General features: G+C 67.4%; 22 protein-coding genes, 1 tRNA gene and 1 pseudogene. 15 read left to right on the forward strand and 9 right to left on the reverse strand.

The annotated features are described in order from the left end of the window. The first annotated feature begins 23 nt into the window (after positions 1-23). From ACGF5G_RS28330 to ACGF5G_RS28345, 4 genes are all read left to right on the forward strand, one after another. Positions 24-110: transfer RNA gene (locus ACGF5G_RS28330), tRNA-Leu, on the forward strand. Between the two features lie 329 nt (positions 111-439). Next, positions 440-742, forward strand: coding sequence for a hypothetical protein (locus ACGF5G_RS28335; protein WP_393268207.1), 303 nt, complete (start codon positions 440-442; stop codon positions 740-742). After that, complete coding sequence (locus tag ACGF5G_RS28340; RefSeq protein WP_393268318.1) at positions 732-1,217, forward strand: integrase; 486 nt, start codon at positions 732-734, stop codon at positions 1,215-1,217. Before ACGF5G_RS28335 ends, ACGF5G_RS28340 begins: the two co-directional genes overlap by 11 nt. A 22-nt stretch (positions 1,218-1,239) precedes the next feature. After that, positions 1,240-1,848 (forward strand): tyrosine-type recombinase/integrase, encoded by a 609-nt coding sequence (locus ACGF5G_RS28345; protein ID WP_393268304.1) that lies wholly within the window; start codon positions 1,240-1,242, stop codon positions 1,846-1,848. Here the strand turns inward: ACGF5G_RS28345 and ACGF5G_RS28350 are convergent. Together ACGF5G_RS28350 and ACGF5G_RS28355 are read right to left on the reverse strand one after the other, a co-directional pair. Then, positions 1,811-2,686: an alpha/beta fold hydrolase gene (locus ACGF5G_RS28350; protein WP_393268210.1), complete on the reverse strand. Its 876-nt coding sequence runs from the start codon at positions 2,684-2,686 to the stop codon at positions 1,811-1,813. The two genes, ACGF5G_RS28345 and ACGF5G_RS28350, sit on opposite strands and share 38 nt — an antisense overlap. Positions 2,687-2,757: 71 nt before the next feature. Then, the gene (locus ACGF5G_RS28355) at positions 2,758-3,984 is read right to left on the reverse strand and encodes an epoxide hydrolase family protein (protein WP_393268213.1); all 1,227 of its coding nucleotides are present in this window, start codon (positions 3,982-3,984) and stop codon (positions 2,758-2,760) included. A gap of 383 nt (positions 3,985-4,367) precedes the next feature. Between ACGF5G_RS28355 and ACGF5G_RS28360 the strand changes: the two genes are divergently transcribed. The 6 genes and pseudogenes from ACGF5G_RS28360 (at position 4,368) to ACGF5G_RS28385 (ending at position 10,643) form a co-directional block, all read left to right on the forward strand. Next, positions 4,368-5,537: a low temperature requirement protein A gene (locus ACGF5G_RS28360; RefSeq protein ID WP_393268215.1), complete on the forward strand. Its 1,170-nt coding sequence runs from the start codon at positions 4,368-4,370 to the stop codon at positions 5,535-5,537. Between the two features lie 455 nt (positions 5,538-5,992). After that, positions 5,993-6,811: an alpha/beta hydrolase gene (locus ACGF5G_RS28365; protein ID WP_393268216.1), complete on the forward strand. Its 819-nt coding sequence runs from the start codon at positions 5,993-5,995 to the stop codon at positions 6,809-6,811. Between the two features lie 268 nt (positions 6,812-7,079). Then, a pseudogene (locus ACGF5G_RS28370) lies at positions 7,080-8,451 on the forward strand (IS1380 family transposase); the annotation flags it as partial. A 221-nt stretch (positions 8,452-8,672) separates the two neighbouring features. Next, positions 8,673-9,137, forward strand: a complete 465-nt coding sequence (gene msrB / locus ACGF5G_RS28375) for a peptide-methionine (R)-S-oxide reductase MsrB (RefSeq protein WP_393268218.1) — start codon at positions 8,673-8,675, stop codon at positions 9,135-9,137. 47 nt (positions 9,138-9,184) lie between these two features. Next, positions 9,185-9,652: a peptide-methionine (S)-S-oxide reductase MsrA gene (msrA, locus tag ACGF5G_RS28380; protein WP_393268306.1), complete on the forward strand. Its 468-nt coding sequence runs from the start codon at positions 9,185-9,187 to the stop codon at positions 9,650-9,652. Between the two features lie 379 nt (positions 9,653-10,031). Then, a complete protein-coding gene (locus tag ACGF5G_RS28385; RefSeq protein WP_393268221.1) occupies positions 10,032-10,643 on the forward strand; it encodes an alpha/beta fold hydrolase in 612 nt (203 codons plus the stop codon). A gap of 234 nt (positions 10,644-10,877) precedes the next feature. Here the strand turns inward: ACGF5G_RS28385 and ACGF5G_RS28390 are convergent, their stop codons facing one another. Both ACGF5G_RS28390 and ACGF5G_RS28395 read right to left on the reverse strand, forming a co-directional pair. Continuing rightward, complete coding sequence (locus ACGF5G_RS28390) at positions 10,878-11,294, reverse strand: hypothetical protein (RefSeq protein WP_393268223.1); 417 nt, start codon at positions 11,292-11,294, stop codon at positions 10,878-10,880. Between the two features lie 202 nt (positions 11,295-11,496). After that, positions 11,497-12,249, reverse strand: coding sequence for a GNAT family N-acetyltransferase (locus ACGF5G_RS28395; RefSeq protein WP_393268309.1), 753 nt, complete (start codon positions 12,247-12,249; stop codon positions 11,497-11,499). A gap of 1,024 nt (positions 12,250-13,273) precedes the next feature. Here ACGF5G_RS28395 and ACGF5G_RS28400 point away from each other — a divergent pair. After that, positions 13,274-14,803 (forward strand): RtcB family protein, encoded by a 1,530-nt coding sequence (locus ACGF5G_RS28400; protein WP_393268226.1) that lies wholly within the window; start codon positions 13,274-13,276, stop codon positions 14,801-14,803. 411 nt (positions 14,804-15,214) lie between these two features. On the opposite strand, the gene ACGF5G_RS28405 is transcribed toward ACGF5G_RS28400, so the two are convergent. Further along, positions 15,215-16,645 carry an MFS transporter gene (locus ACGF5G_RS28405; RefSeq protein WP_393268229.1) on the reverse strand — a complete coding sequence of 477 codons (1,431 nt, stop codon included), beginning with the start codon at positions 16,643-16,645 and terminating at the stop codon, positions 15,215-15,217. Between the two features lie 25 nt (positions 16,646-16,670). Beyond that, the gene (gene wrbA, locus ACGF5G_RS28410) at positions 16,671-17,351 is read right to left on the reverse strand and encodes an NAD(P)H:quinone oxidoreductase (protein WP_357464053.1); all 681 of its coding nucleotides are present in this window, start codon (positions 17,349-17,351) and stop codon (positions 16,671-16,673) included. 76 nt (positions 17,352-17,427) lie between these two features. Here wrbA and ACGF5G_RS28415 point away from each other — a divergent pair, with 76 nt between their 5' ends. Beyond that, a complete protein-coding gene (locus tag ACGF5G_RS28415; RefSeq protein ID WP_357464056.1) occupies positions 17,428-17,892 on the forward strand; it encodes a MarR family winged helix-turn-helix transcriptional regulator in 465 nt (154 codons plus the stop codon). 333 nt (positions 17,893-18,225) lie between these two features. On the opposite strand, the gene ACGF5G_RS28420 is transcribed toward ACGF5G_RS28415, so the two are convergent. Continuing rightward, positions 18,226-19,197 carry a LysR family transcriptional regulator gene (locus ACGF5G_RS28420; RefSeq protein ID WP_393268232.1) on the reverse strand — a complete coding sequence of 324 codons (972 nt, stop codon included), beginning with the start codon at positions 19,195-19,197 and terminating at the stop codon, positions 18,226-18,228. A gap of 105 nt (positions 19,198-19,302) precedes the next feature. Between ACGF5G_RS28420 and dnaE the strand changes: the two genes are divergently transcribed. The 3 genes from dnaE (at position 19,303) to ACGF5G_RS28435 (ending at position 24,098) form a co-directional block, all read left to right on the forward strand. Continuing rightward, positions 19,303-22,848: a DNA polymerase III subunit alpha gene (dnaE, locus tag ACGF5G_RS28425; RefSeq protein WP_393268312.1), complete on the forward strand. Its 3,546-nt coding sequence runs from the start codon at positions 19,303-19,305 to the stop codon at positions 22,846-22,848. Then, positions 22,845-23,165, forward strand: coding sequence for a DUF6300 family protein (locus ACGF5G_RS28430; protein ID WP_393268234.1), 321 nt, complete (start codon positions 22,845-22,847; stop codon positions 23,163-23,165). The genes dnaE and ACGF5G_RS28430 overlap by 4 nt, the downstream gene beginning before the upstream one ends. A gap of 348 nt (positions 23,166-23,513) precedes the next feature. After that, entirely contained in the window at positions 23,514-24,098 is a 585-nt protein-coding gene (locus tag ACGF5G_RS28435) for a suppressor of fused domain protein (RefSeq protein ID WP_393268237.1), read from the forward strand. 152 nt (positions 24,099-24,250) lie between these two features. On the opposite strand, the gene ACGF5G_RS28440 is transcribed toward ACGF5G_RS28435, so the two are convergent. Together ACGF5G_RS28440 and ACGF5G_RS28445 are read right to left on the reverse strand one after the other, a co-directional pair. Then, the gene (locus ACGF5G_RS28440) at positions 24,251-25,414 is read right to left on the reverse strand and encodes an IS110 family transposase (RefSeq protein ID WP_393268239.1); all 1,164 of its coding nucleotides are present in this window, start codon (positions 25,412-25,414) and stop codon (positions 24,251-24,253) included. A gap of 310 nt (positions 25,415-25,724) precedes the next feature. Next, positions 25,725-26,129: an alpha/beta fold hydrolase gene (locus tag ACGF5G_RS28445; protein ID WP_393268242.1), complete on the reverse strand. Its 405-nt coding sequence runs from the start codon at positions 26,127-26,129 to the stop codon at positions 25,725-25,727. Positions 26,130-26,138 lie beyond the last annotated feature (9 nt).

Genomic DNA, 26,138 nt, shown 5'->3' on the forward strand with positions numbered 1-26,138 from the left:
GGCGCGGTAGGCTGGACGAGTAAGTCCGGGTGGCGGAATGGCAGACGCGCTAGCTTGAGGTGCTAGTGCCCGTATAGGGCGTGGGGGTTCAAGTCCCCCCTCGGACACCATTTTGGTGGAGTTTCACCGAGTTTGAGTCAGGCTCGGTTCCGTGGTGGCGCACAGACGGCACCCATGCTGTAACAAGTGATCGTGGGCGCCGGCGAGCGGTACGTTGCTGCCGGCGTGTAGCGGCGTGTTCGCAGTTGGACCGGCCATGACACCACCTCGCCGCCGCGATCCAGAGCAGCTCATCGGCGTGCTCATCGCGGCCCCGCTTCCCGACCGACCGCGATCCCGCCAGGCCCCCATGCCGGTGCTACCCGCACCGCGTCCGCCAGCAAGCGCCTCGCCGGACGAGGTTCTGCTCGGTATGGCTTGCCCGGATCGTTCCGGCCGGGTGACCGAACGCGGCCTCATGCGCGCGCTGGGCTGGAACCCGGGTCACCGGATCAGCATCGGTCCGCGCGCCGGGATGTTGGTCGTCGCCTCGGCGCTGCCCGGGCCGCATGGGGTGGGCAGTCGGGGGGAGCTGCCGCTACCGGCCAGCGCGCGGCAGATGTGCGCTATCGCGCCTGGGCAGCCGCTGCTGCTCGCCGCCCTGGTCGCTCATGACGTGCTGGTGATCCATCCGGCCGGGATGGTCGCGCGGCTGCTGGCCGACCTGCATGCCCAGGTGATCGGAGGCCGTGGTGACAGCTGATCCTGCCCGCGTCGCCGCAGCCCGGCAGCTGCTGGCTCACCTCGGCGTCACCCTCGCCGATTTGCAGGCCGACCCCGGCCCGAGCCTGCCGACTCTCGCCGAGTACCTGCCCCATGTCATCGCGGCGGCTGGGCCGGGTGCCCGTCGCACCTACGGGACTTACTGGAACCGCATGGCCGCCGCTTGGGGCGATCTCCCGTTGGATGCCATCGCGGCCAGCGACATCGAGGCCGTGCAACGACAGGTCGCCGCGACGGCCCGGTCACGGCGTAACAGCCGCAGCGGCCGCCACGCCGGTGAACATGCCATCGCCGCTGCCCGCGCCATCTACAACCGGGCCATCGCCGACGGGCTCATCGACGCCGCAGCCAGCCCCGCCCACCGGGTGGTCAAGCCCCGCCGGCTGCCGAACACCCGCCGCGCCCTCACCCCCGACGCTCGAACAGATCAACCTCGCCGCCCGAACCAGCGGTAACGACGTCCTCCTCGACGCGCTTCTGCTGCGGCTGCATACCGAGACCGCCTGCCGCCGCGGCGGCGCGCTCGGGCTACGGCTGGCCGACCTGGACACCGACTGCGGGCTCCTGCGGCTGACCGAGAAAGGTGCCACCCTGCGCTGGCAGCCGATCACCCTCGACCTCGCCGCCCACCTCGACGAACACGCCCGCGCCCGAGGCGCGGTCCTGCCGACCGACCTTCTGCTGCGCTACCGCAACGGGCGGGCGATCACCAGCCGCCGCTACGACCACCTGTGGAAACGCATCGGCCAGCAGTTGCCGTGGGTGGCCGCCCAAGGAATCTCCACCCACTGGCTGCGCCACACCACCCTGACCTGGGTCGAACGGCACTTCGGCTACGGCATCGCCCGCGCCTACGCCGGGCACACCGACTCCCACCGGGCCGGCCACCACCACATACATCAAAGCCGACCTCCATGCCGTGGCGGCCGCGCTAGCCGCCATGGCCGGCCAACCACACCCGCTCGCCGCCGCCGCGGACCGCGCCTCCGAGCCGTGACGGCCAACGGAAAACTGCCGGCTACGGCCGGCCGGAGTCGAACGGGTCAGGTCAGGCCGGTTGGAGGAACTTCAGCAGTTGGCTCGTGAGTTCTGCGGGGCGTTCCTCGAAGATCCAATGGCCACAGTCCTCGATGACGCCGCCGCTCACGTTGACGGCGTAGTGGGCGGCTTGTCGGGATACCGCGTCCCCTAGGCTCGCCCGGGCGCCGAGGGCGAGCACCGGCATCGCAAGTTTCGTCTTGGCGTACTCGGCGTTGTCGGCGATGTCCTGTGGAAGGGCGCGAAAATACTCGAAGCTCGCCCGCAGGTGGGCATCGTCCTGAAGGTATCGGGCGTACTCGGCAACCTCGTCCGCGCCGATGCCGGTCTTCTGCACCTCCATCGAGTCGGTGAACCGATCGACCCAAAGCTCCTCCCGGCCGGCCACGATCTGCTCCGGCAGCCCGTTCGGGAGGCTGAAGAACCCGAAATTCCACAGGCCCGGCCCGCTCGGAGTGAGTGACGGAGCCTGATACAGGCCCTGGTCGGGGATGGGCGCCTCGGTGAGGACGAGCTTGCTCACCTGATCGCTATAGGCGGCGGCGTACGCGTACGCCGCCATGGCGCCGACGTCGTGGCCGACCAGGCAGATGTCCCGTTCGAGCCCGAGTTGGGCGAGGAGGTCGTGTACGTCCCGGGCGAGGGTCTTCTTGTCGTATCCGCTTGCCGGGGCGTCGCTCCCGCCGGCGCCGCGCAGGTCGGGCGCGATGACGGTGTACCGCTTGGCAAGCTCCGGCAGAACCTTGCGCCACATGAACCACGTCTGCGGATAGCCGTGCAGCAGGACCAATGTCCCACCCTGACCACCCCGTACATAATTGATGGTGATCTGACTGACCCGCGCCGTCTGTTCCGTGAATCCGGGTGGGATCCGTGCGCCGTCCATGCCTCCCCCTCGCAGTCGTCAGTCCGTTTCGCGTACCCGACACCACGGTCGGCATACTCGAACCGCATCGGCTAGCGGAGCGGGCGGAAACCGGCACGAAGCTCTTCGGTGAGGAGCTGCGGTTGTTCCCAGGCCGCGAAGTGCCCGCCCCGGTCGAGCCGGTTGTAGTGGATGAGATTGGGGTACGCCCGCTCCGCCCAGCTCTGCGGCGCCTGATAGAGCTCGTCTGGGAAGACGCTCACGGCGGTCGGCACGGAGACGCCCTTCGCGGACAAGAAGGACAGCTTGTTCTCCGCGTAGAGACGAGCCGCGGAAACCCCGGTGTTCGTCAGCCAGTAGAGGGTGATGTTGTCGAGGATGTCGTCTCGCGTGAGGCCGCCGGGTTGGCCGGCGAAGGCCCGGCAGATCAGCTCCAGGCTGGCTGCGTCATGGTCCAGCATGAAGCTCGCCAGAGCGATGGGCGAGTCCGCGAGTCCAGTCAACGTCTCGGGGCGCGTCCCCATCACGAGGGCGTACGCACCATGTTTCCAGAAGAAGTCGAGCTGCCGGCAGGCGCGCCGCTCCTCTTCTGAGAGGTTGGAGGGCAGCTTGCTGAGTGCCTTGTTTATCCCGGTGATGTCGGACTGGATCAGTGCATCGATGTCGGGGGGAACCGTACCGGGCATGTTGGTGTGAATGCCGAGCAGTTCCGGGGGCGCCTGCAGACCGATGAGGTCGGTGATGAGCGCGCCCCAGTCGCCGCCCTGGGCGACGAATCGGGTGTAGCCGAGGCGCTTCATCAGTTCGATCCAGGCGCGTGCGATGTGCTCCGGGCCCCAGCCCAGTGTGGTCGGTTTGCCGGAGAACCCGTAGCCCGGCAGGGACGGGATCACCAGATGGAAGGCGTCCGACGCGCTCGCGCCGTGTGCCGTGGGATCGGTGAGCGGGCCGATGATTTTCAGCTGCTCGATGATCGAGCCGGGCCAGCCGTGTGTGACGATGAGCGGCAGGGCGTCTTCGTGTTTCGATCGGACGTGGATGAAGTGGATGTCGAGCCCGTCGATCTCGGTGATGAAGTTCGGTAGTGCATTCAGCCTCGCCTCGACGTTGCGCCAGTCGTACTCCTTCTCCCAATAGCGCGCGAGCGCCTGGCTTGTTTCGAGCGGTACGCCCTGCGACTGATCATCGACGGTCTGCCTCTCGGGCCAGCGCGTGGCCCTGATGCGCGTGCGCAGCGCCTCGAGTTCCGCCTCGGGGACTTCAATCGTGAACGGACGGACACCTGCGATGCCCACCCGCTCTTCGGTCTTGACAGCCACATGGGCCTCCGCTCCTCGCCAGGGCATCCGAGTACCACCTCGATCGGGGCCTACACCTGGTTGTCGCATGAGTTCGGCGAGCCGAGCCGAGACGGGTGGGTACCGGATTTGTCCGGGTGCCCGACGGGGGGACCGCTGGATCGGGTGCCTGTGCCGTCGAGCGCTGCGGCAATACCGGCCTGGTGCTCGTTTCCTGCCGCAACGATTCGGGACGTGGGCCCGGGGTCGGGTGTCGACCACGAGACGCTGCGCAACTCGGTGGCTCAGCCGCGGCAGGAACCGGTGCAGCAGGGTGGGTCTCGGCATGGTGGCACGACCCGTTAGGTAATGATTACCAATGGTGGTGACGGCGTGGGGGTGGGCGATTGGCCGGAGGTGGCAGGTTGGCCCGGCTGTTCCGTACCGTGGGTCTGCTGGGGCTACGCTACCCCGGCGGGCCGGAGCTGAACGAAGAGCGGCATGCCACCTGGCTTGAACTCTTCTTCGACCTGGTATTCGTCCTGGCCCTGCTGGGCGTGACCGCGCGGTTGGACACCCGGGCATCGCCGAGTGTCCAAGAACTCGCCGTTGCCATCGTCCTCTACGTGCTCATCCAGTGGTCATGGATCGGCCAGTCCTTCTACGACACCCGCTACGACCCGGACGACACTCTGCACCGACTGCTCGTGCTGGCTGCGACGGTTGGTGCTGGCGCCATTGCCCTCGGCGTGCAGCAGGCCCCCTCCGGCCTGTTGCTGCCGGTCGGGTACCTGATCGTGCGTGGCTGTCTGCTCCTGATGTACCTGCGAGTCCTCGCAGCCGACCGGTCCGCCTGGGATCTGGTCGCCGTCTATCTCACCGGATTCGGTACCGGGTGGTTGCTCTGGGCTGGGTCACTGGCCATCTCCCCGACCGTACGACCGGCAGTGTGGATCACCGCCCTGGCTATCGAGCTGCTCACCCCGTGGCTCGGCCGCTGCTGGCTGCGCCGCCATCCCGTACACAGCACCCACCTGCCTGAACGGCTGGGGCAGTTCACCATCATTCTGCTCGGCGCCACGCTGACCAACCTGCGTGACGCGGTACCCACCGCCCACCCGCCCGCCCGCGTGGTGGCCGCCGCCTTTGCGGCCTTCCTTCTGCCAGCCAGCATCTGGTGGATTTACACCACCTACGTGAACAGCAGGCTCGCCGTGCCGCAGTTGGGCAGCGGTCAGGGCTACGCCTATCTCCACTCACCCGCTGGCGCGGCCGTGCTCTTCCTTGGATGGGCGCTGGGCGTTGTGGTGTACGAGATCGGTCAGTCGCGTCAGATGCCGCTCAACGCGCGACTCGTGCTGGGCGGGTCGATCGTCACGTGGATGCTGTGCGGGTTGGGTCTGCACCGCTTCGCTCTCGGTCGTATGCCCCGGCGCCGGTTCATCGTTGGCCTGGCGGGAATCACGCTGGCCATCGTGGTGACGCTGGTGGTCACCGAACCCGGCCTGCTGCTCGGGCTCACCTCGGCGCTCCTCGTCGGGTACGCCATCGTGGTCAGCCCGCAGATCGTCAAGGCCGCTAAAGGCTATCGATGAGATTCCTGCAGTATCGGTGGCGCCCACCCGAACGACTGCCCGCTCAGCCCTGTTCGACCCATTGCCCCAAGGGGCTAGTCGGGGGCTTGTCGCAACGCCGGTCAGTTAGGCGGTGAGGGCTTCGGTCACCAGACCAGGCGTCGCCGGCGGCCGGTTGTCCGACTCCGGCTGATGAGGACACGGCGGCTTCACCTGGTGGGTGACACGATCAGCAGCCGGCCTGGGCCAGCGCGTAACCGTCCGTGACTGGATGCGCCGAACTGACAACGCGTCCGGCGTTCACGTCGCTTCCGCTTCCGGCCGATGTGCAGACGGCTAGGATTTCACGGAAGCGACCGGCGACCCGGAGGCGGTGCAGACCGTGCGCGGGGCGGGCCGCGACTTCGTCCCTGCGGCGTGAGGTTACCGCTGTCCGAGGGTTCCGACGATTGCTGCAGCGGATCGGAAGGAGCATCATGAGCGAGCCGACGACCAAGGCCCTGCCGATCGTGCTGATCCACGGGCTTTGGATGACCGCCCGAAGCTGGGACCGCTGGGTGGAGCACTACCGGGCGAAGGGCCATGAGGTCTTCGTGCCGACGTACCCGGGATTCGAGATCGAGGTAGAGGCGTTGCGGGAAAGACCCGAGATCATCGCCGAGGCCTCTGTTCCCGCAACGCTCGACCATCTCAGCGAGGTGGTCGAGAGCCTGGACCGTCCGCCGATCATCATGGGCCATTCCTTCGGGGGGACCTTCACCCAACTCTTGGTGAACCGCGGGTTGGGCGCCGCCGCGGTGGTGATCGACTCGGCGCCACCCGAGGGTGTGCGGGTGAACCCGCCGGCCCAGACCAAGTCCCTGTTCCCAATCCTCAAGAACCCGGCCAACCGGCACCGCGCGGTGGGCTTCACCAAGGAGCAGTTCCACTATGCCTTTGCCAACACGGTCAGCCGGGAGGAATCCGACGCGGCGTACGACCGCCTCCACATCCCGGCGCCCGGAAGTTGGGTCTGGACCTATGGCCTGACAGCCAACTGGAGGCCGGGCCACCAGGAGACCTGGGTCGACTACGACCTGGATGACCGTGCTCCGTTGTTGTTCATCATTGGCGGCCAAGACCATTTGATGCCGCCCTCGGTGATCCGCTCGAACGCGAAGAAATACCGCAACTCCGAGGCGATGACTGAGATCTACGAGTTTCCGGACCGCTCACACTTCACCGGTGTCGAGCCTGGCTGGGAGCAGGTGGCCGACTATGCGCTCGAGTGGGCGACAAGCCACGCGCGAACGTGACAGGGCTGACCAACCGCAGACAGCGGCAAGTTGTGGTCCGTCCGGCAAGCGCCGTGCCCGCACTTTGGCGGGGATGCCAAGTATTGCGGATGCCTCACGCTCAGGCTTAGCCTGGGTGATTCATGGTGATCGCCGGGATGTGCTCTTCGTCGGCGTGTAGATGAGCGGAAGTGCCTGCCCTGCAAGGGAAACTTGTGATTGCGACATCTACAGGTTTCTCTCTGGGGGCGGCACTTCCGAGGTGCAGCTTACGGCGTAGTCGAGGGATCTGCGGGTCACCGCGGACGGTTCGGGTGTGGTCTCGCAGGTCGGTGCGGCGCTGTTGCGGTTGCTGGCCGATCGGGCCGGGTTGACCGCAGGGTTGTCGGCGGGGCTGGCCCGGGCCGGCTGGTGGCCGGTGCATGATCGGGGTCGGGTGCTGGTGGACCTCGCGGTGATGATCGCTGACGGCGGGGAAGCGATCGCGGACATCGACGTGCTGCGCCACCAGCAGGAGGTGTTTGGGCCGGTGGCCTCGGACACCACGGTGTGGCGGGCCCTGGACGAGATCGGCGTGGTGCAGCTGCGGCGCATCGCCAAGGCCAGGGCAAAGGTGCGGGCCCGGATGTTTCAACTGTTCGGCGGCCCACCAGCGGCACGAGCGGCCGGCCGGGACATCGGCACCGGGATCGTCGTGCTGGATGTGGACTCGACGATCGTGATCGCGCACAGCGACAAGGAAGGCGCCGCGGCCACCTACAAGCACAGCTATGGGTTCCATCCGATCCCGGTGACCTGCGACAACACCGCCGAACTGCTGGCCATCACGCTGCGGCCGGGCAACGCCGGGGCCAACACCGCCGCCGATCACCTCGACGTGCTCACCCAAGCAATCGCGCAGGTCCCCGCACCGCACCGCCGGCACCTGCTCATCCGCGGCGACTCCGCCGCAGCCACCCACGCCGTGCTCGACTGGCTCCACGAGCAGGACAACAAACGCGGCCGGCGAGTCGAGTACTCCCTCGGCTGGTCGATCGGCGGACCCGAACGCGCCGCCATCACCGCCCTGCCCGCCTCGGCGTGGTCGCCGGCGATCGACGCCGACGGCGGTGTGCGTGACGGCGCCGCCGTCGCCCAACTGACCGGCCTGCTGCACCTACCCGGCTGGCCAGCCCGGGATGCGGGTCATCATCCGGCGGGAACGCCCCCACCCCGGCGCCCAACTGACCCTGTTCGAGCACCGCGACGGCTGGCGCTACACCGCGTTCGTCACCAACACCGCCGTAGGAGCCTTGCAGTGGTTGGAGGCCCGGCACCGGGCCCACGCCCGCGTCGAGGACCGGATCCGCTGCGCCAAGGACACCGGCCTTCGCCGGCTACCCTCCCGCGAGTTCGCCATCAACGCCGCCTGGTGCACCGCCACCGCGATCGCCGTCGACCTCATCGCCTGGTTGCAGCTCATCGGCCTCGACGGCGACCTGGCCAAGGCCGAACCGAAACGGCTGCGCTACCGGATCCTGCACACCGCCGCCCGCCTCGTGCACGGCCAACGCCGCCGCTGGCTACGCATCCCCGCCACCTGGCCCTGGGGCCGAACAGATCACCACCGCCTTCAACCGGATCACGGCCATCCCCGCTCCCGGCTGACCCGCTCAGCCACCGCCCCAACAACCCGGAGGACCCCAGGAGACCACGCCCGCCGCCGCGACAGACGCCCCACCACCATGCCCGGAACCAGGCCACATCGGCAGGCAGCGATCAGACGTGACGGGCCGAAGGAGCCGGCGTCAGGCGCGAATCATCGAGGTTAGGCGGGGTACGCACTGGGGAGGCGTGTGCAGGCCCGTTGAGCGTTCTTGCCGACCTGTGGAGGGGAAGAACGGTGTCACACGAGTACCGCAAGAGCCCCGAGGCAGTTTCTCGGCTGTCGCCGGAGCAATACCGAGTCACTCAGGAAGCGGGGACGGAGCCAGCCTTCGACAACGCCTACTGGGACAACGAGGAGCCGGGGATCTACGTCGACGTCGTGTCCGGTGAACCTCTGTTCGCATCCGTGAATAAGTACGACAGCGGCACCGGCTGGCCGACCTTCACCAGGCCGCTCGAATCGGAGAACGTGGTCGAGGTCCGAGAGTCGAGCCACGGCATGTTCGGCACCGAGGTCCGGTCGGCGCACGGGGACAGCCACGTGGGCCACGTGTTCGACGACGGTCCCCCGGAAACTGGCGGACTTCGTTACTGCATGAACTCGGCGGCGCTTCGGTTCATCCCACGCGACGACCTCGAGCGTGAAGGCTACGGCGAGTACCGCAGAATTTTCGAGCACCCGGACGGGGAGCGACGGTGACCGAGACGACTGAGAAGGCGATCCTGGCCGGCGGCTGCTTCTGGGGCATGGAAGACCTCATCCGGAAACACCCGGGCGTGGTCGACAGCAGGGTCGGATACACCGGCGGAGACGTGCCGAACGCGACGTATCGGAACCATGGATCCCACGCCGAGGCGGTCGAGGTCGTCTTCGACCCCGCGAAATTGTCCTACCGAGAGCTTCTCGAGTTCTTCTTCCAGGCCCACGACCCGACAACGAAGAATCGCCAGGGCAACGACGTGGGAACCAGCTACCGGTCGGCCATCTTCTATTGCGACGAGCAGCAGCGAAAGGTCGCCGAAGAGACGATCGCCGACGTTGACGCCTCCGGCCTGTGGCCGGGCAAGGTGGTCACCGAGGTCACCCCCGCTGGCCCCTTCTGGGAGGCCGAGCCGGAACACCAGGACTACCTGGAGCGAAATCCCGCGGGTTACACGTGCCATTACGTCCGGCCGAACTGGAAGCTTCCCCCTCGCAAGGAGAACGCGAGTTAGCGCGCCGGTAGGTGTAGACGCCCCTGCCGGGAAGCTGCCGACGGGTGGATCTACCAGGCAGAACAGGTTGGTCACCGGGGAGCAAGACCTAGATCATTCCGTACCTGTTCCGGATCTTGTGACACGGCCTGACTGCCCGCTTACAAGCTCTGTGCAGCACGTCCGCGCTGATCCCGGACAGGTCGAGAGGCCGAGGTAGGGTGCATCGCTGCGCGTCGGTTGACGCGGCTCGTGGAGTCCTTCCCGTGTTCGCCCGATCCGGGCCCGTGGTTTACGCACTGCCGCCTAAAATCGGGTAAAGCCGACATCATGGGCGCGAGCTGCTGTACCTCTCTCGCAACTCTTCGGCGGTTCTGCGGTACCGGCCGGTCCGGCCGGCATGCCCGACGGGGACGAATCGGAAGGACAGCGGCATGAGCTACATCACCGCCAAGGACGGCACCGAGATCTATTACAAGGACTGGGGTGCCGGCCCCGTTGTCACTTTCTCCCACGGCTGGCCGCTGAATGCGGACGCGTGGGACGGCCAGATGCTCTCCTCATGCAGAACGGTTTCCGGGTCGTCGCGCACGACCGCCGTGGTCACGGCCGGTCAAGCCAGGCCTCCGGCGGAAACGACATGAACGGCTACGCAGACGACCTCGCGGCGGTCATCGAGGCGCTCGGCCTCACCGACGTCACACTGATCTCGACCGGCGGTGGTGAGGTCGCGCGCTACATCGGCCGCCACGGGACGAGACGGGTCGCCAAAGCCGTCCTTATCTCCGCCGTGCCGCCGATCATGGTGCAGACGCCGGACAACCCCGAGGGCCTACCCATCGCCGTCTTCGACGAGATGCGCGCCAACCTGATGAAGGACCGATCGCAGTTCTACCAGGACCTGGCGCAAATGTTCTACGGCGCCAACCGGCAGGGGGCGAAGGTCTCGAAGGGGATCCTCGACCAGTCGTCGCGGACGATGTCGAAAAACATGTCCATCGGGCCGTCGTGATGTGCGTCGGCGAAGATCAGCCAGGTGGCCCACTTGGGGTCAAGGTCATGCTCTGCGGTGAACTCCTGTGCCCAGGCGGCGAATGCCCGATCGCGCTGGACGAGGGTGTTGTCGAGATCGAACAACGCTAACCTCTGCATCGCCATACCGTATGGCAGCAGCAGGCCTTGACTAGCATGACGACGCCAAGATCAAGCGCACTCGCTTGCCGCGATCAGGGTGAGGAGCGTGGAGTCAGTGTGCCGTCAGTGCCGGCCTGCGGCGAACCCGCCACCACACCTCGACGAGGATCGGTGGCAGCGCGACCGCGGCGCCGGCGAACGCAAGTGCCCGGGTGCGCCGTTGCTGGATCTCTTCACGTAGTTCTTCGTAGGTGGCCTGGTGTTCGATGACGTCGCCGCGGGACCGTACGCATTCGTCGCCGGGCCCGATCAGGACATCGTGGTTGGCCGGGTTGGCCTCGAAGCAGGCGATCCTGGTCGGCTTCAGTTCCCAGTTGACGCGGTCCCAGTCGACGTCGACCCACGACTGCGACGTGCATACGTCGCCTGAGCAGGAGGTTCGCACCGGCAGCTCCCAGCCGGAACGCAGCATGAGAGCGCCGACGAACAGGCCCAGCAGGACAGAGCTGAGGGAGACGACTGCACGCATGTCAGGTTGGACCGCCGGCAGTCGTGCCTGGTTTCACCAGAGGCCCTCCAGAATGATCCTTCCCGCGCTCGCCTCGGCGTACTCCACCGAGACGAGCGCGAGATTGCGCTATCTACGTCGAATCCCAGCGGGTGTTCCGTGGTGAACCGCAGAGGTGGCCCGGGCCTTGGTCGGTGGACCTCAGCCCGGGTTCTGTCGGACCTCAGTTCAAGGCGACGTAGAGCCGTTGACCGGCGGGTCGGTAGCCGACGCGCTCATATACCCGCCACGAATCCTCGCCGGAGGCCTCCAGCCAGGCGATTTCCGCGCCTGTGGTGAACATCCGCCGGGTTATTTCGGCGGTGATCGCGCCCGCCAGTCCCTGGCGGCGGTAGGGCGTGCGAACGGCGATGCCGGCGACCTCGCTTACCGCGCCGGTGGGCGGGGCCGCCCCGCCACCTCCCGCACAGGTGCCGTCGTCGGTGACGGCCATGACGGCCACGCCGCCGGCGCCCTGCTGGCGCCGAAGCCGAGCTACGTCAGCCTCGGAGGCCACCGGGTCGCCGCCGAAGGCTTCGTTCTGCGCGCTGATCAGCGCGGCGCGCTGAGAGTTGGTGCCTGGTTCGTGTAGATCGAGGTGGTCGAGCGTGGGTGGTGTCTTCAATGTGCCGGGCACGCAGAGCAGGTAGGTGTGCCGGGCTTCCACGATGAAGCCGGTGGCGGTCAGAAGTGCCTCCAGGCCGGGGGCGCAACTGGTGACGTACTCCAGGCGGGGTTTGCGATCAGCCGCGCGGAAGGCTGCGACCAGGGCGGTGACGTCGGCCGCGGTGATGGCAGTACCGGGACGCGGCGTCGCGTAGTTGATGCTGGGACTGGTCGTTGTCGGATCCATCCCAATCACGAACGGCCCCACCTCTACGGGCGCGGGTCGGTTGGACAGGTTGGCGACGACGGACTGCTGGATGCGGACATCCATGATCAACGTAAAACCTCGATGCATGAGAAGCTGCGGTGGGCGGAAGAAGCGTTGGACCGCTCAACCGTGATAGAGCCGCGCGACGGTCATCCGTCGCGTGGTCGACACTCAGGCGGCCGCTCGGCCTACCCGGATCACAGGCGTCATTCCCTCATGCAGAGTGCCCACGCCGATCGCGTGGTCGGCTGCAAGGCTGCCGCAGTTGGCTTGAGCTTGTCAACCCTTGACCACTGCCGCATCCGCATCCACATCTGCCGGCTGGCGTACGGGCCTGCCGATCGGATGCCGTTACCTGACGCCGTCGCAGAATGTCTTCACCACGGTTCAGGCTCGGCCAACTCGATGCTCCCGCCGCCCCATTGCGGGCGGATGACGCCAACATCCTCAATTGCCGCGATCCGGGCGTCGGCCGACTACGTGCCGGTGACTGAGCGTAGGCGGCGGCACGGAGGCTGGTGGGCCGATGGCCAGTGGCACGCGGCTTCTCGGGTCGGGCGGATCCTTGTGCACCAATGCGTACCTGACGCTGTAGCGGAACCCGTACGTCGACAGAGGGCACGCTGGTGGGCCAGGTGGTCGTCGCCGTCTGGGTGGTAACGCCCTGGGTTCGTGGTGGACGGGGAACCGGAATGGCCCGCGACAGAACCGGTAGACGCGCGTATTCGATCGTGGCGAGTGCTCGACGAGGGAGCCCTCATGGGTTACCGAGCGTGACAGCTCGGTCGGATTAGGTGGGATCGGCGGCTGTCCGGTCTCGTCGAGCAAGCGGTGGCCATTCTGCGTCGTCTGCCGATTCGCCCTTCACGGGTGCTGGGGCGCTGTTCCCTGCGCGGCGTGCCCCAAGCGCCGACGAAATGGGTTCGCGGGTCGCGCCCTCTGCGGCCTATGCTGATTGCGACCTCGCGGCTGCTGAACCGTCAGGCGCACAAGCGGACACGGTCCGGGCTCGACCCGGATCCCCACGTGGCCATGATCGCGTGGCGGTGTCCCGTCCCTATCTTCGGCAGCATTCGAAAGGTCCCTTATGCCCGTTCCGCAGCGGCCAGACCCCCGTCTGGTCCGCACCGACGACTCCTGGCTCACCCTGCCCAACCCCGCGAATGTTCCGGTGGAGATCTGCGCCGGTCCCGAGGTGCCGCTGGAATCCGCAGCGATCGACGAACTGCTCACTGTGCTGGACACCGCCAATACGTTGTCGGAGTTGGCCAAGGCCACGCCCGGCCTAGACGTGGAACCCCGCATCGACCGGGTGGTGTGCACCCCGGATTTCCACAAGGGCGCCGGCATCCCGATCGGCACCGTGCTGCACACGGTCGGCGCGCTCATCCCGCAGGCGGTCGGCAACGACATCAACTGCGGGATGCGGGTCGAGGTCACCGAGGTCACCGTCGACCGCCTGCGCCCACACCTGGACACACTCGAGCGGAGACTGCGTCACCTGTTCTTCGAAGGCGGGCGCCGCATCGGCCTGACCGCGACGCAACGCGAAGGACTGCTCCGCGACGGGCTGCCTGGATTGCTCGACAGTGGTGTCCCGACCGACGCCGACGGCGCGTGGCGACAGGTCCGCCCGGACGATACGACTGATCTCAGCGGTCGGCTGCACGCGTCCGGGTTCCCGGTCGCGTCCGCGTCCGGGTTCCGTGACTGGATCACCAGCGGTGGCGGGACGAGCTACGACAGCATCATCGGCAGTGTCGGCGGCGGCAACCACTTCGCCGAACTGCAATACGTGTCGGTCATCCACGATGGCGCGGCCGCGCACGCCTGGGGCCTGGTACCAGGCCGGGTGGTGCTGATGGTGCACAGCGGCTCGCTGTCGCTGGGGCACCAGGCCAACGCCACCGGCCAGGACCAGGCCCGCGCCGCCTGGCCGCGCGGCGTACCGATGCCGCGCAACCGGATTCTGCCGATGCTGCTTGACGAAGCCGGCGCGCCGCGGCGGGAGCGGTACCTGACCGCGTTCGCGAACGCGGCGAACTTCGCCATCGGCAACCGGTTCTTCCTGGCGTTGATGCTGCGTGCTGGCCTTGCCGACGTGGTCGGCGAGATCGGCTCCCGGCTGATCTACGATGCGCCGCACAACCTGCTCTGGCCCGGAGACGACGGCACTGTCTTGCACCGCAAGGGCGCCACCCCGGCGGGCGGGATCATCGACCATCCGCACCGCGGCCCAGAACTGTGGGGCGAGCCGGTAATTGTGCCCGGCTCCATGGGCGCACCCAGCTACCTGCTCCGCGGGCTCGGCGAAACCCGCGCGCTGGGTAGCGCCTGCCACGGCGCTGGCCGTCGGATTCCCCGCGGCGCGGCGGCCCGCGGCGGCGACGCCGAACTGGACGCCTTCCTCCGCGAGTTCCGGGTCGTCACCCCGCTCAACCACCACGACCCGACCGTGGCCGCCCGCCGGGACATCATCGACGCCTGGCGCCGCGACCTCAAGCAGGAAGCGCCGTGGGCCTACAAGGACGTCGGCCCGGTCGTCAACAGCCTCCAACGAGCTGACGTCGCCCGACCCGTCGCCGAACTTCAGCCGATCCTGACCGTGAAGGGCTAACCAGGCCCCGCCTTTGACCCGGCTGGGGTCAGCCGGACAGCCCCTCACCGTGCGGGCTGCCGCCGCCCCGGAGCGCTGACGTGGTGGTGGTCCCCGCTGGGGCTTGCTCGCCTCCACCTCGCCGAGGTGAAGGCGAGCAAGCGCGGGGGGCCAGGTCAGGTGTTATGGCCGCCGGCGGCGTAGCAACTCCTGAGCCAGACGACGGCGGTATGCGAAAGACTCAATAAATCACTTTTGGGTGACGACGGACTGCTCCTGACGGCGTCCGGATCTGCCGAAAGTAGTGTGCGTGCGGCGATCGGAAACTAAACCCACAGGACGGTTCAAATACGCCGCCAGGTGAGGTCGCTCGCCGCACCCCTGCGGACGGACACAGAGGTGCGGCGAGTGAGCACGCGGCGTCGCCGGTGGTCAGCCGCGCCTGCGGCGCGGCAGCAGCAGGCTGATGACCGCGATCGCCAGGCCGAGCCCGGCCGCCATGAGGAAGACCAGGCCGTAGCCGGCGGCGAGGGCGGCGGTCGGGGAATTCCCGCCGCCCTCCGTCGCGGTTCTGGCGCTGGCGGCCGTCGCGAGCACCGCTAGGCCTACCGACCCGCCTACCTGACTTGCGGTGTTGGCTAGGCCGCCGATGATCCCCGCGTCGCCCTCGGGAACGTCGGCGGTCGCTGCGGCCATGAGGGTGGGGAAGGTCAGCCCGATGCCGACCGCGATGAGCAGCGTAGGCCCGAGCACACTGGTGAGGTAGCCGCTGTCGGCTAGGGCCTGGGCGAGCCAGCCGAAACCGGCCAGGAAACAGGCGCAGCCAGCCAGCACCAGGGGGCGCGCACCGGCTCGTGGCAGCAGGGCGGCGGCCCATCGCGCGATCACCACGAACGTCACCGCCGCGGGTGTCTGCCCGAGGCCGGCTTGAAGCGCGCTGTAGCCGAGTACGTTCTGCAGGAGTAGCGACGTGAAATACCACATCGCGATGGCGATTCCGCCGAACAGCAGCAGCATGCTGTTGCTGACGGCCACCCCCCGGATGCTGAACAGCCGCAGGGGCATCATCGGCTGGGCGGCGAAACGCGCCTCCAGCACGGTGAAGACGACGAGCAGGAGCAGGCCTGCCACGGCTGGCCCGACGACCTGCACGGACGTCCAGCCATGATCGGTGCTCTGCATGACCCCGTAGACCAGCGCGGCCAGCCCCGCCGTCCCCGTGACCGCGCCAGCAAGGTCGAGCGATTCCCGTCGGCCGGTTCGTGTGCCGGCCAGCGACATCATGGCCACTGCGATCAGCACCGCGCCGATCGGCACGTTGATGAGGAAGATCCACCGCCACGACAGGCCAGTGGTGATGGCACCGCCGGCGAGCGCGCCGGCCATCCCGCCCACACCGCCTGAGGCGGACCATGCGCCAAACGCCCGGGCCCGCGCCTGCGGCTCGGTGAAGTAGGTGTTGATCACGGCCAGCGTCGCCGGGGCCATCATCGCGGCTCCCACGCCCTGCGCGACGCGGGCCGCCACCAGGACCTCCGCAGCGGTTGCCAGGCCGCCGACCAGACTCGATGCGGAGAACAAGAGCAGCCCAGCCACCAGCATCCGGCGCGGGCCGAACAGGTCAGCGGCGCGGCCACCCAGGAGCATGAAGCCGGCGAAGGTAAGCAGGTAGCCGTTCACCACCCAGGCCAGGCCGGTGGGTGTGAAGCCGAGATCCTCGCGGACCGAAGGCAGGGCGACGTTAACGATGGACGCGTCCAGGATCACCATGAACTGGCAGGCACACGCCAGCGCCAGAAGCAACCAGGTGGATCCGGTGTGCGGCCTGGTCCGCTGAGTTGCGGTGCTGGTGCTTGTTGTCATGACTTCCTCCCGACTAACCCGCCGCTCACGCGGTCCGGGAGGCTGCCTCGGCCAGGGCTCCGTGGCTGTTCACGTTGCCCGCGGCGGCGTCGGCGACCACGTGGTCCCCTAGCATCTGGATCGTGATCTGGGCCAACCGCCGTCCCTGGTACCTGGCCGCTTCCAGCGCCGCGGCATCGGGGCCGTCTCCGGTCGGGCCGGTCACAGACGACGTGCCGTATGGGTTGCCGCCGGCGGCGGACACGACCGGATCGGTGAATCCGGGCGGAACGATCAGCGCCCCCCAGTGGTAAAACACGTTGCTCAGCGACAAAATCGTGGCCTCGCTGCCGCCGTGCCGGTTGAACGCCGAGGTGAAGGCTGTCACTGGCTTGTCGGCCAGCCTGCCTTCCCGCCACAGCCCGCCGGTCTGGTCGATGAACTGCTTGAGCTGTGCGGCTGGCGCGCCGAACCGGGTCGGCGTCCCGAACGCGAACGCATCGGCCCACGCCAGGTCCTCAACCGAGGCCTGGGCGATCGACGTGGCGGCATCGGCGTGCTGCCGCCACAGCGGGTTCTGGTCTATCGCGCTGTCGGGTGCCAGCTCGGCGACTCGCCGCAGCCGCACCTCGGTCCCGGCCGAGGCGGCGCCCTCGGCGACGGCCTGCGCGAGTGCGTGGACGGTGCCCGTCGCGCTGTAGTAGATGACGGCGACCTTCACGGTCATATCCGGCTCCCACGATGTAGAATTAGTTACGCGCATAACGTTATGCGCGTAACTAATTTCCTGTCAAGGGGAGCCCGTGGACTTCGAACGCGCCGACGCCATCAACCAGGCCATCCGCCTGCTGAGCCTGCGCCACAGAGCCAGGGCCGCGGCGTTGCTGGCTCCGCTCGGCCTGCACCCCGGCCAGGAGGCACTCCTGCTCGAACTCGACCGGACCGGCCCGAGAATCCAGGCCCAGCTCAGCGAGGCCCTCGGCTGCGAGCCGCCCAGCGTCACGCTCATGACCCGCAAGCTCGAAGCCGCCGGTCACATCCGCCGCAGACCCGCCCCCTCCGACAAGCGCGCCAGCATCGTCGAACTCACTGACAGCGGCAAAGCTTTGGCCGACAAGGTCAAGCACCTGTGGTGCGCTCTGGCGGAGGAAACGGTAACCGGCCTGCCCGCCGAAACGGTGGCAGACCTACCCGGCATCCTCAACACCATGACCGGCAACGTGGACACCAGGCGCCCGGTCACCCACACGGCCGCCGGCACGGTCTAGCCACCTACTCCGGCGAGTCCCCGGCCGACCTCGACGAGGCTGTTTGATCCGGGAGGTTGGGCGATTCCGCTGCCCCGTCTACCAGCGCACCAGCGGCATCCGGTAGCCGCGATCCGATCACTACGGGGCGCGACAGCCCGTACCGGCGGCTCGGTGCGGACATGCCGATGAGAGTGAATCCCAACGCCTCGGCCCGGTCCAAGTGGTGGCCGTCGCCGCGGCGTTGCCGCCCCTATCAGCTTTGGGTTGCCAAGGCGATATTCGATGTCGCGCTGGCGTTCTTCGCTGTCGCACCGGCTTGCGTGTCTGGGCTGGTTGATGCGGCCGTAGTTCTCACGGCGAGGCATGCGGCATTGCCCATTTCGGTGCCCAAGTCCCTGCGTCATCGTGCTGGCGCTGTATGGAGCGGATGTAGTTGCGGAGTGCGGCAAGTCCAGGGTGTGGATTGTTGCGGTGCCAGATCAGCGAGTGCGGGTAGACAGGCGTCGGTTCGCGGACTGGGATGCGCCGTAGGTCGTAGTGGGCTGGCCAGAGCAGGCGGGTCTGCTCACCGACGAGGCTGGCCAGGGTCGAGGAGTCCGCCAGCACGTCCAAGAGGTGGTCGGTGCCGAAGTTGGGGCCGACTCGCTCGATGGTGAGCCCGAACGTGGCAGCGAGATCGTCGTAGTAGGCAGCCCACTCGGTTCCGGGGACGATGCCGGGTATCCAGATTCGGTGTCCGGCGAGGTCGGCGGGCGTGACCGCGCGGGCGGCGGCGAGTTGGTGGGTCGGTCCGGTAAGCAGTTGGTGGGGATCGTCCAAGACTCGCGCTGCCGTGACGCCTTCCCGGAGTTGCTGTTCGGGCGCGGTGACAGCCCGGAATGAGGCGTCGATTGCTCCAGATCTGACGGCGGCGATAGCTGCGTCGACGTCGGAGTCCACGAGAGTCACGACATCGAGCTCGGTGTCAGGGTGCGCCCGGTGGAAGTCGCGCAGGAGCGCTGCGGGTCCGATCCGCGGATTGAGCACGTCGACGCGCAGCGCGCGGCGTCCGGGACGCACAGAGGCAACGGCACGTGCTTCTACTCGGAGAAGCTCGCGGGCGTGCGGAAGGAACGCCTGCCCGTCGACGGTGAGCTGGGCGCCTCGAGCAGTGCGGTTGAACAGCGCCACGCCGAGGTCCTTCTCCAGCATGGCGATGCGCTTGGAGACGGCCTGCTGGCTGATGCTCAGCCCGGCGGCGGCCTCGCTGAAGTACCGGTTTTCGGTGACCGCGACGAAGGCGCGGACCGCGCCGACATCAAGATCCGCAGCAACCTGGTCCACAACCACAGGTTGTGAGTTGTCGGTGTGTTGGCTGTTGGACAATCGCGCCTGCTCTCCGGTCGAATACTCGGGCGCAGCGAATCCTACAACCAGGAGGTGTGGTCGCTGGTGGGGTCCTTCGTGCATCTCCATGTGCACACGGAGTACAGCATGCTCGACGGGGCTGCCAAGGTGGGTCTGCTGATGGAGGAGGTGTCCCGGCGGGGGATGCCGGCCGTGGCGATGAGTGACCACGGCAACGTGCACGGGGCGTACGAGTTCTATCAGACGGCCTGCAAGGCGGGGATCAAACCGATCATCGGCATCGAGGCATACGTCGCGCCCACCTCGCGGCATCATCGGCAGCCCGTGTACTACAGCGACAACCTCGCATTGCGCCGGTCCGACGAAGAGACCGGCGAGGGCGGCGACGTGTCCGGGCGGGGCCTGTATACGCACATGACGATGTGGGCGGCTGATGCTCAGGGCTTGCGCAACCTGTTCCGCCTCCAGTCCCGGGCCTGGTTGGAAGGCCACGTCCAGAAGTACCCGCGCATGGACCACGACCTGCTCGCCGAGCACGGCCGGGGCATCATCGCCACCACCGGCTGCCCGTCCGGTGAGGTGCAGACCAGGCTGCGCCTCGGCCAGTACGACCAGGCCGTCAAGGCCGCCGCGCGGTACCGCGACATCTTCGGCAAGGACAACTACTTCCTGGAGTTGATGGACCACGGCCTCCCCATCGAGCGCCGGGTACGCGAAGAGTTGCTCAAGCTCGGCAAGCAACTCGACCTGCCACCGCTGGCCACCAACGACTCGCACTACGTCATTGAAAGCCAGGCCCAGGCGCACGACGCGCTGCTGTGCGTCGGCACCGGCAAACGGCTCGCAGACGCCGACCGTTTCCGGTTCAGCGGCAGCGGCTACTACCTCAAGTCCGCCGAAGAGATGCGCGCGCTGTGGGACGACGAGGTACCCGGTGCCTGCGACAACACGCTGCTGATCGCCGAGCGAATCGGCGACTACGGAGAGGTGTTCGCCAGCCGGGACCTGACCCCTCGCTTTCCCGTCCCAGAGGGCGAGAGCGAGTCCAGCTGGCTGCGCAAGGAGACCCTGCAGGGGGCGCGCCGGCGTTACGGCGAGCACCCGCCGCGGGAGGTGCTGGACCGCATCGACTACGAGCTGTCGGTTATCGACGCCATGGGCTTTCCCGGCTACTTCCTGGTGGTCGCCGACATCTGCCGGTACGCCCGCGAGCACGGCATCGGCCTGGGCCCCGGCCGCGGCTCGGCCACCGGGTCGATCGTCGCCTACTGCACCGGAATCACTCAGCTCGACCCGATCGAACACAAGCTGATCTTCGAACGCTTCCTCAACCCCGAGCGCGTCACCATGCCCGACGTCGATCTCGACTTCGACGACCAGCGGCGCGACGAGATGATCGACTACGTCACCCGCAAGTACGGCGAGGACCGGGTCTGCCAGATTGTCACCTTCAATACCATTAAGGCGAAGGCCGCCGTCAAGGACGCGTCCCGGGTGCTAGGTCTGCCGTACGCCCTGGGGGACCGCATCACCAAGGCCTTTCCCGCGGCGGATGGCGGCAAGGAGATCCCGCTGGCCGCCATCCACGACACCGGGCATCCCCGCCACGGCGAGGCGGCCGAGCTGCGCCAGATGTACGAGCAGGACCCGGACGTCAAACGGGTGATCGACACCGCGGTTGGCCTGGAGGGCCTCACTCGGGGCACCGGCATCCACGCCGCCGGCGTGATCCTCTCCAGCCAGCCCCTGATCGACGTGATCCCGCTGGTCAAACCGAAGGCCGGCGGCCCGGTCATCACCGGCTTCCCCTTCACTCAAGCTGAAGACATGGGCCTGTTGAAGATGGACTTCCTCGGCCTGCGAAACCTCACCGTCATCGGCGACGCGATCGCTAACATCCGCGCCAACAAGGGCATCGACATCGACATCCTCGACGCCCCGCTGGACGACGCCGAGACCTATGAGCTGCTGGCGCGCGGTGACACGCTCGGGGTCTTCCAGTTGGACAGCGGCGGTATGCGGGTCCTGCTGAAGCTCATGCAGCCCACCACGTTCACGGACATCGCCGCGGTCAACGCGCTGTACCGGCCCGGCCCGATGGAGATGAACGCCCACACCAACTACGCCCTGCGCAAGACCGGCAAGCAGTCGGTCGAGCCGATCCACCCGGAACTCAAGGAGGTGCTCGAGCCCATCCTCGGTGACACCTACCACCTGGTCGTCTTCCAGGAGCAGGTCATGGCCATCGCGCAGCAGCTCGCCGGGTATTCCCTGGGCGCCGCCGACCTGCTACGTCGGGCGATGGGCAAGAAGAAGAAGGAGGTCCTGGACGCCGAATGGGACCGCTTCTCGGCCGGGATGCGCACACGCGGCTATTCCGACGAGGCGATCAAAGCGGTCTGGGACGTGCTGGTCCCGTTCAGCGGTTACGGGTTCAACAAGTCGCACACCGCGGGGTACGGCCTGGTCTCCTACTGGACCGCGTACCTCAAGGCCAACCACCCCCAGGAGTACCTCGCCGCGCTACTCACCTCGGTCCGCGACGACAAGGACAAGATGGCCGTCTACCTGTCGGACTGCCGACGGCTGGCTATCAACGTGCTGCCGCCCGACGTCAACGCCAGCCAGCTGGACTTCACCGCCGTGGGCTCCGACATCCGCTTCGGCCTGGGCGCCATACGCAACGTCGGAGCCGGCGTCGTGGACGCGATCGTCACCACTCGAGAGACCGAAGGTCCCTACACGGATTTCAACGACTTCCTCGCCAAGGTCCCAGCCATCGTCTGCAACAAGCGCGTCATCGAATCACTGGCCAAGGCCGGCGCGTTCGATGGCCTGGGGCACCACCGCAAAGCCCTGGTCGCCGTGCACGAGCAGGCCGTCGACGCGATCATCGAGGTCAAGCGCAACGAGGCCCACGGCCAGGACTCGCTGTTCGGCGAGCCGGGCCAGAGCGGCGCCTTCTCGATCGCGATCCCGCAGGGAGAGTGGGACAAGGCCGCCCTCCTCGCCTTCGAACGCGAGATGCTTGGCCTGTACGTCTCCAGCCACCCGCTCGACGGCGCCGAACACGTACTGGACGCCAACCGCGACACCACCATCGCCGATCTGCTCAGCACCGGGCGGCCGGACCGGGCGACCCGGGTCAGCGGCATCATCTCCGGCCTGCAACGCAAGGTCACCAAGCAGGGCTACCCGTGGGCGATCATCACCCTCGAAGACCACGACGCGGCCGTGGAGTGCCTGATCTTCCCCAAGACCTACACCCAGTACGGCGACGCACTAGCCCAGGACCGCGTCATCTCCGTCCGAGGCCGGATCAACGTACGCGACGAAACGACGAGCATCTACGGCGAGGAGGTCACCCTCCTCGATGTCTCCCAGGCGGACACCGAACCGCCCCTGGTCATCTCTATCCACGTAACCCGAGTGAACCCGCAGCTCATCCGAGAACTCGAACACATCCTGGCCGCCCATTCCGGCCGGACCCCCGTGCACCTACGCCTTCACCGACACGGCGCCGAAAGCATGCTGTTGAACCTCAAGCGCTTCCAGGTCACTCCAGGGCCGGCCTTCTACGGTGACATCAAGGCGCTGCTCGGCGCGGACGCGATCGGTCGTCCATGACCCACGACTGGCCGTGCCACCGATGTGGCACCGATAACGTCCTCGCCGTCCTGCACCTTCCCCACACCTGGACGAACACATCCGGAAACCAGGTCCCGGTCGTCAGCAAGTACGTCCTCTGCGCACGCTGCGATGCGGACGATCCCCTCACTGGATCGATAGTCACATACTTCACCGTTCAGAGAACCGCGCAGCCGGAAGACGTGGCTCGGCTCGCGCGGGATCTGCTCCGCTGGATCGGTCAGGCCCGACCGGCAATACCGGACGAGAATGCACTCAAGGCCGAGGTCGACGCCTGGTACCACGGCGAGCTGTGACCAATCGCCTCGGTAGCGCCTCATGGATCCGTGAGTCGGACGATCCCAACAACTGGCTAACCGCGGAGTGCACTCTCATGCCGCTGTCAAGGCGCGCGGTCGCTGGCGGGCTCGTCACCGTCTGTGTCGGCGAAAGGGTGCTGGTCTCCGAACCGCGGCGCACCAACATGCCGATGAGCGGACGCCGCGTGTTCGGCGACGGCGGCCCCTGTGGCCGCGGCGATTGCATGGGTCCCGGCACCCCACGGACGAGTACTCGCTCGCTGCCGGCATGATGCTCGGAGATCGCCATGGGCCCGTGCCAAGAGCGCATCGCGGCCCTATACGTAAGGCAAGGAGACGGCTGCTGTGACACCGAAGCGGCGACGGCGGCTAGCGGCTGCGGGGGCAACCGAGGCGCACGTGCGGCGCTTCTTCACCGGGCATAACGTGGAGATCGTCAACTATGACCTCGGGGCCGGACGCCGCAGAGCGGTGCCAGACTTTCGGATCATGGTCATCGGTCCTGGGCCTCGCAGCGACACTTGGGCGTATGTCACCGTTGGCTGCTGGTCGGCCGTCAACAGCGACGGCCACGGAATCGAGTTCGTGATGACGTCCAAACAGCGGCAAGCCGCCATGGTTGATTTGATCGCCATGGTCGCCTACTACCACGCGGCCCACCACCTCGACCACTGGCACACGATGCCGATCGGTGGCCCCTGGCTACCTGGCTCGGCGTGCGATCATCTGCTCGTCAGCCTGCCCTACCTACACGGCCCGGACCTGGAGCTATGCGCATTGCCGGACGGACATGCCCGGCTGTTGTGGCTGTTGCCGATCACCGCGGCCGAGAAGGCGTTTCGTCAGCAGCACGACACCGAGGCCTTGGAACAACGATTCGACGACGCCGGAATCGATCCGACAGATCCGTTGCGCGCATCAGTTGCCTGAACGCCACGACAACCACGGCATGCGTCGATCCTCAGAAGGCGCGCCCACGGCATCATGCTCAGCCGGATCCGTCACTGAGCCAGCCACACGAGGTGACGCGGCTGCGGCAGCCGTCACCAAGGTCAGGTGCACGAATCTGGCACCCCTCTGTGTCAAGAGGCTGCGGCGAGGGTTGTTCTAGGCTGGGGTATGGCGGGTCCGGGAAGTGACTTTTCCGAAGTGTCGATCTTGGGGTTTGGGTCGGCCGCGCTGGATTGCAGAGTCGCCCCCGCGTGTCCTCCCGGGCCCGTCTTGACCAGCTTCGCGTCGGCCACCAGCTGCCGGTAGACGATGTCGGACAGGCGCCGTTTCAGTGCCCGTAGGGCCTCCATCGGGGTCTTGCCCGCGGCCAGTCTGCGCCGGTAGTAGCGGCGTCCTTCGGTGTCACGGCGCAGCTGGACGATGGCCATGATGTGCAGGGCCCGGTTGATGCGCCGGTTCCCGGCTCTGGAGAGCCGGTGCCGGTTCTGGTCGCCGGACGAGGCGTCGATCGGTGCGGTGCCGTTCCACGAGGCGAAGTGGGCGCGGCTGGTGAACCGGGCGATGTCGCCGATGTCGCCGAGCAGGCGGGCCGCGCCGGACGGTCCGATGCTGGTCAGACTCATCAACCGACTGCCGGTGCTGTTGACAAGGTCGGTGAGTTCCTGTTTCGCGGTTTTGATCTTCTTGTCGATGACGACGAGTTCGCCGATCAGTTCGGAGGCCAGCCGGCGGCGGGTCTTGCCGACCACGTCACGTGGGCGCACGGTGCCCAGCAGGGCACGGGCCTGCTGGGCGGAGAGGTCCTTCTTCGCGCCGCCGGGCACCAACTCGAGTAACAGGTGATGCAGCCGGGAGACCACTTCGGTGCGGGCCCGGCCGAGCTGGTCGCGGCGGTCGACGAGCAGCCGTAACGCGACCGTGGTGTCGTCGGTGACGACCTGCCGCAGGCCTTCGGTGCGCAGGGCGACCACGGCGACGCTGCGGGCATCGACCGGGTCGGTCTTGCGGCCCTGGCCGGTGGCGAACACGCGGGCTCGGGCGGACAGCTTCGCGGGGACGTCCACAACGGTCTCGCCGTCAGCGACCAGGCGTTGAGCGATGTGCCGGCCGATGCCGTTGCAGCCCTCGACCGCCCAAACGCGGTCTTTGTGCTTACGGCCGGCAGCGAGCATCGCCTGATAGCCGTCGCGGTCGGTGCCGAAACGGCCCTGTCCGAGCGTCTTCTCTCGAGCGTTGATGATTTCGATGGTGGCGGAACGCTTGTGCGGGTCCACGCCGATGATGACCCGGGCCATCGTGTCCTCCCTCGATCCGACAGTGTTCGTCGACGGGAGGGCAGCGCTACCTTGAGCCGGGCAGTCCCCTCTTGAGCCTCTCTCCGCCGCGGTGACCGGCGGGGCGCACGCCAGATGAGAGCCACACCAACCTGCGGTGGGCAGCCGCGATGAGAGCGACCCCACCGGTCACCTCGACCAAGCCTGGCCTGGCTGCGGTCGTACCACCAGTCAATAGGTAGCCGCGATCCGGTCGCTACACGGCGTGGTAGCCCGTACCGCGGCTCGTGGTGCGGACATGTCGAGATGTGAGCATGTCTACGGGTGGAGGTCACGAAGCGGTGCAGGCGTTCGTGACGGTCTTGGTCCACACCTCAGGGTGGGTGTACCAGAAGTCATGCGGTACGCCAGGGACGGTTGAAAACCTCCCGCGCGGAACCAGCGCGGCAAGCTGCGCCAGTGACCACGGCGGGCGGATGTCGTCGCCGGCTGCGATGAAATGCATCGGCACGCCGCAGGCGGCCAGTCCGCGCCACAGATCGGATTGATGAATCCAATCGGTGAACGAATCGCTGAGAGCCGCATGCACTTCGGGCACCCAGTCGATGTCGACAACGGGCTCCGCGGCCTTACCGGCTTCGTACGCCTCGGACCACGTGCGGTCACGCTGGGGACCCCTACCGGCGATGCCGACCACCGCGGCCACCGCCTCTGGATGTTCGATCGCGTAGCGCACACCCAGATC

It is taken from the genome of Micromonospora sp. NPDC047730 (genome assembly GCF_043204765.1).
In the GTDB taxonomy this organism is placed as follows: Bacteria; Actinomycetota; Actinomycetes; order Mycobacteriales; family Micromonosporaceae; genus Micromonospora.

Coding starts and splice junctions, on each gene's coding strand:
- ACGF5G_RS28400 (WP_393268226.1), top strand. CDS start 13,274: ATGCCCGTTCCGCAGCGGCCAGACCCCCGTCTGGTCCGCACCGACGAC.
- wrbA (WP_357464053.1), bottom strand. CDS start 17,351: ATGACCGTGAAGGTCGCCGTCATCTACTACAGCGCGACGGGCACCGTC.
- ACGF5G_RS28350 (WP_393268210.1), bottom strand. CDS start 2,686: ATGGACGGCGCACGGATCCCACCCGGATTCACGGAACAGACGGCGCGG.
- ACGF5G_RS28440 (WP_393268239.1), bottom strand. CDS start 25,414: ATGGCCCGGGTCATCATCGGCGTGGACCCGCACAAGCGTTCCGCCACC.
- msrA (WP_393268306.1), top strand. CDS start 9,185: ATGGAAGACCTCATCCGGAAACACCCGGGCGTGGTCGACAGCAGGGTC.
- ACGF5G_RS28365 (WP_393268216.1), top strand. CDS start 5,993: ATGAGCGAGCCGACGACCAAGGCCCTGCCGATCGTGCTGATCCACGGG.
- ACGF5G_RS28385 (WP_393268221.1), top strand. CDS start 10,032: ATGCCCGACGGGGACGAATCGGAAGGACAGCGGCATGAGCTACATCAC.
- ACGF5G_RS28430 (WP_393268234.1), top strand. CDS start 22,845: ATGACCCACGACTGGCCGTGCCACCGATGTGGCACCGATAACGTCCTC.
- ACGF5G_RS28390 (WP_393268223.1), bottom strand. CDS start 11,294: ATGCGTGCAGTCGTCTCCCTCAGCTCTGTCCTGCTGGGCCTGTTCGTC.
- ACGF5G_RS28395 (WP_393268309.1), bottom strand. CDS start 12,249: ATGGATGTCCGCATCCAGCAGTCCGTCGTCGCCAACCTGTCCAACCGA.
- ACGF5G_RS28405 (WP_393268229.1), bottom strand. CDS start 16,645: ATGACAACAAGCACCAGCACCGCAACTCAGCGGACCAGGCCGCACACC.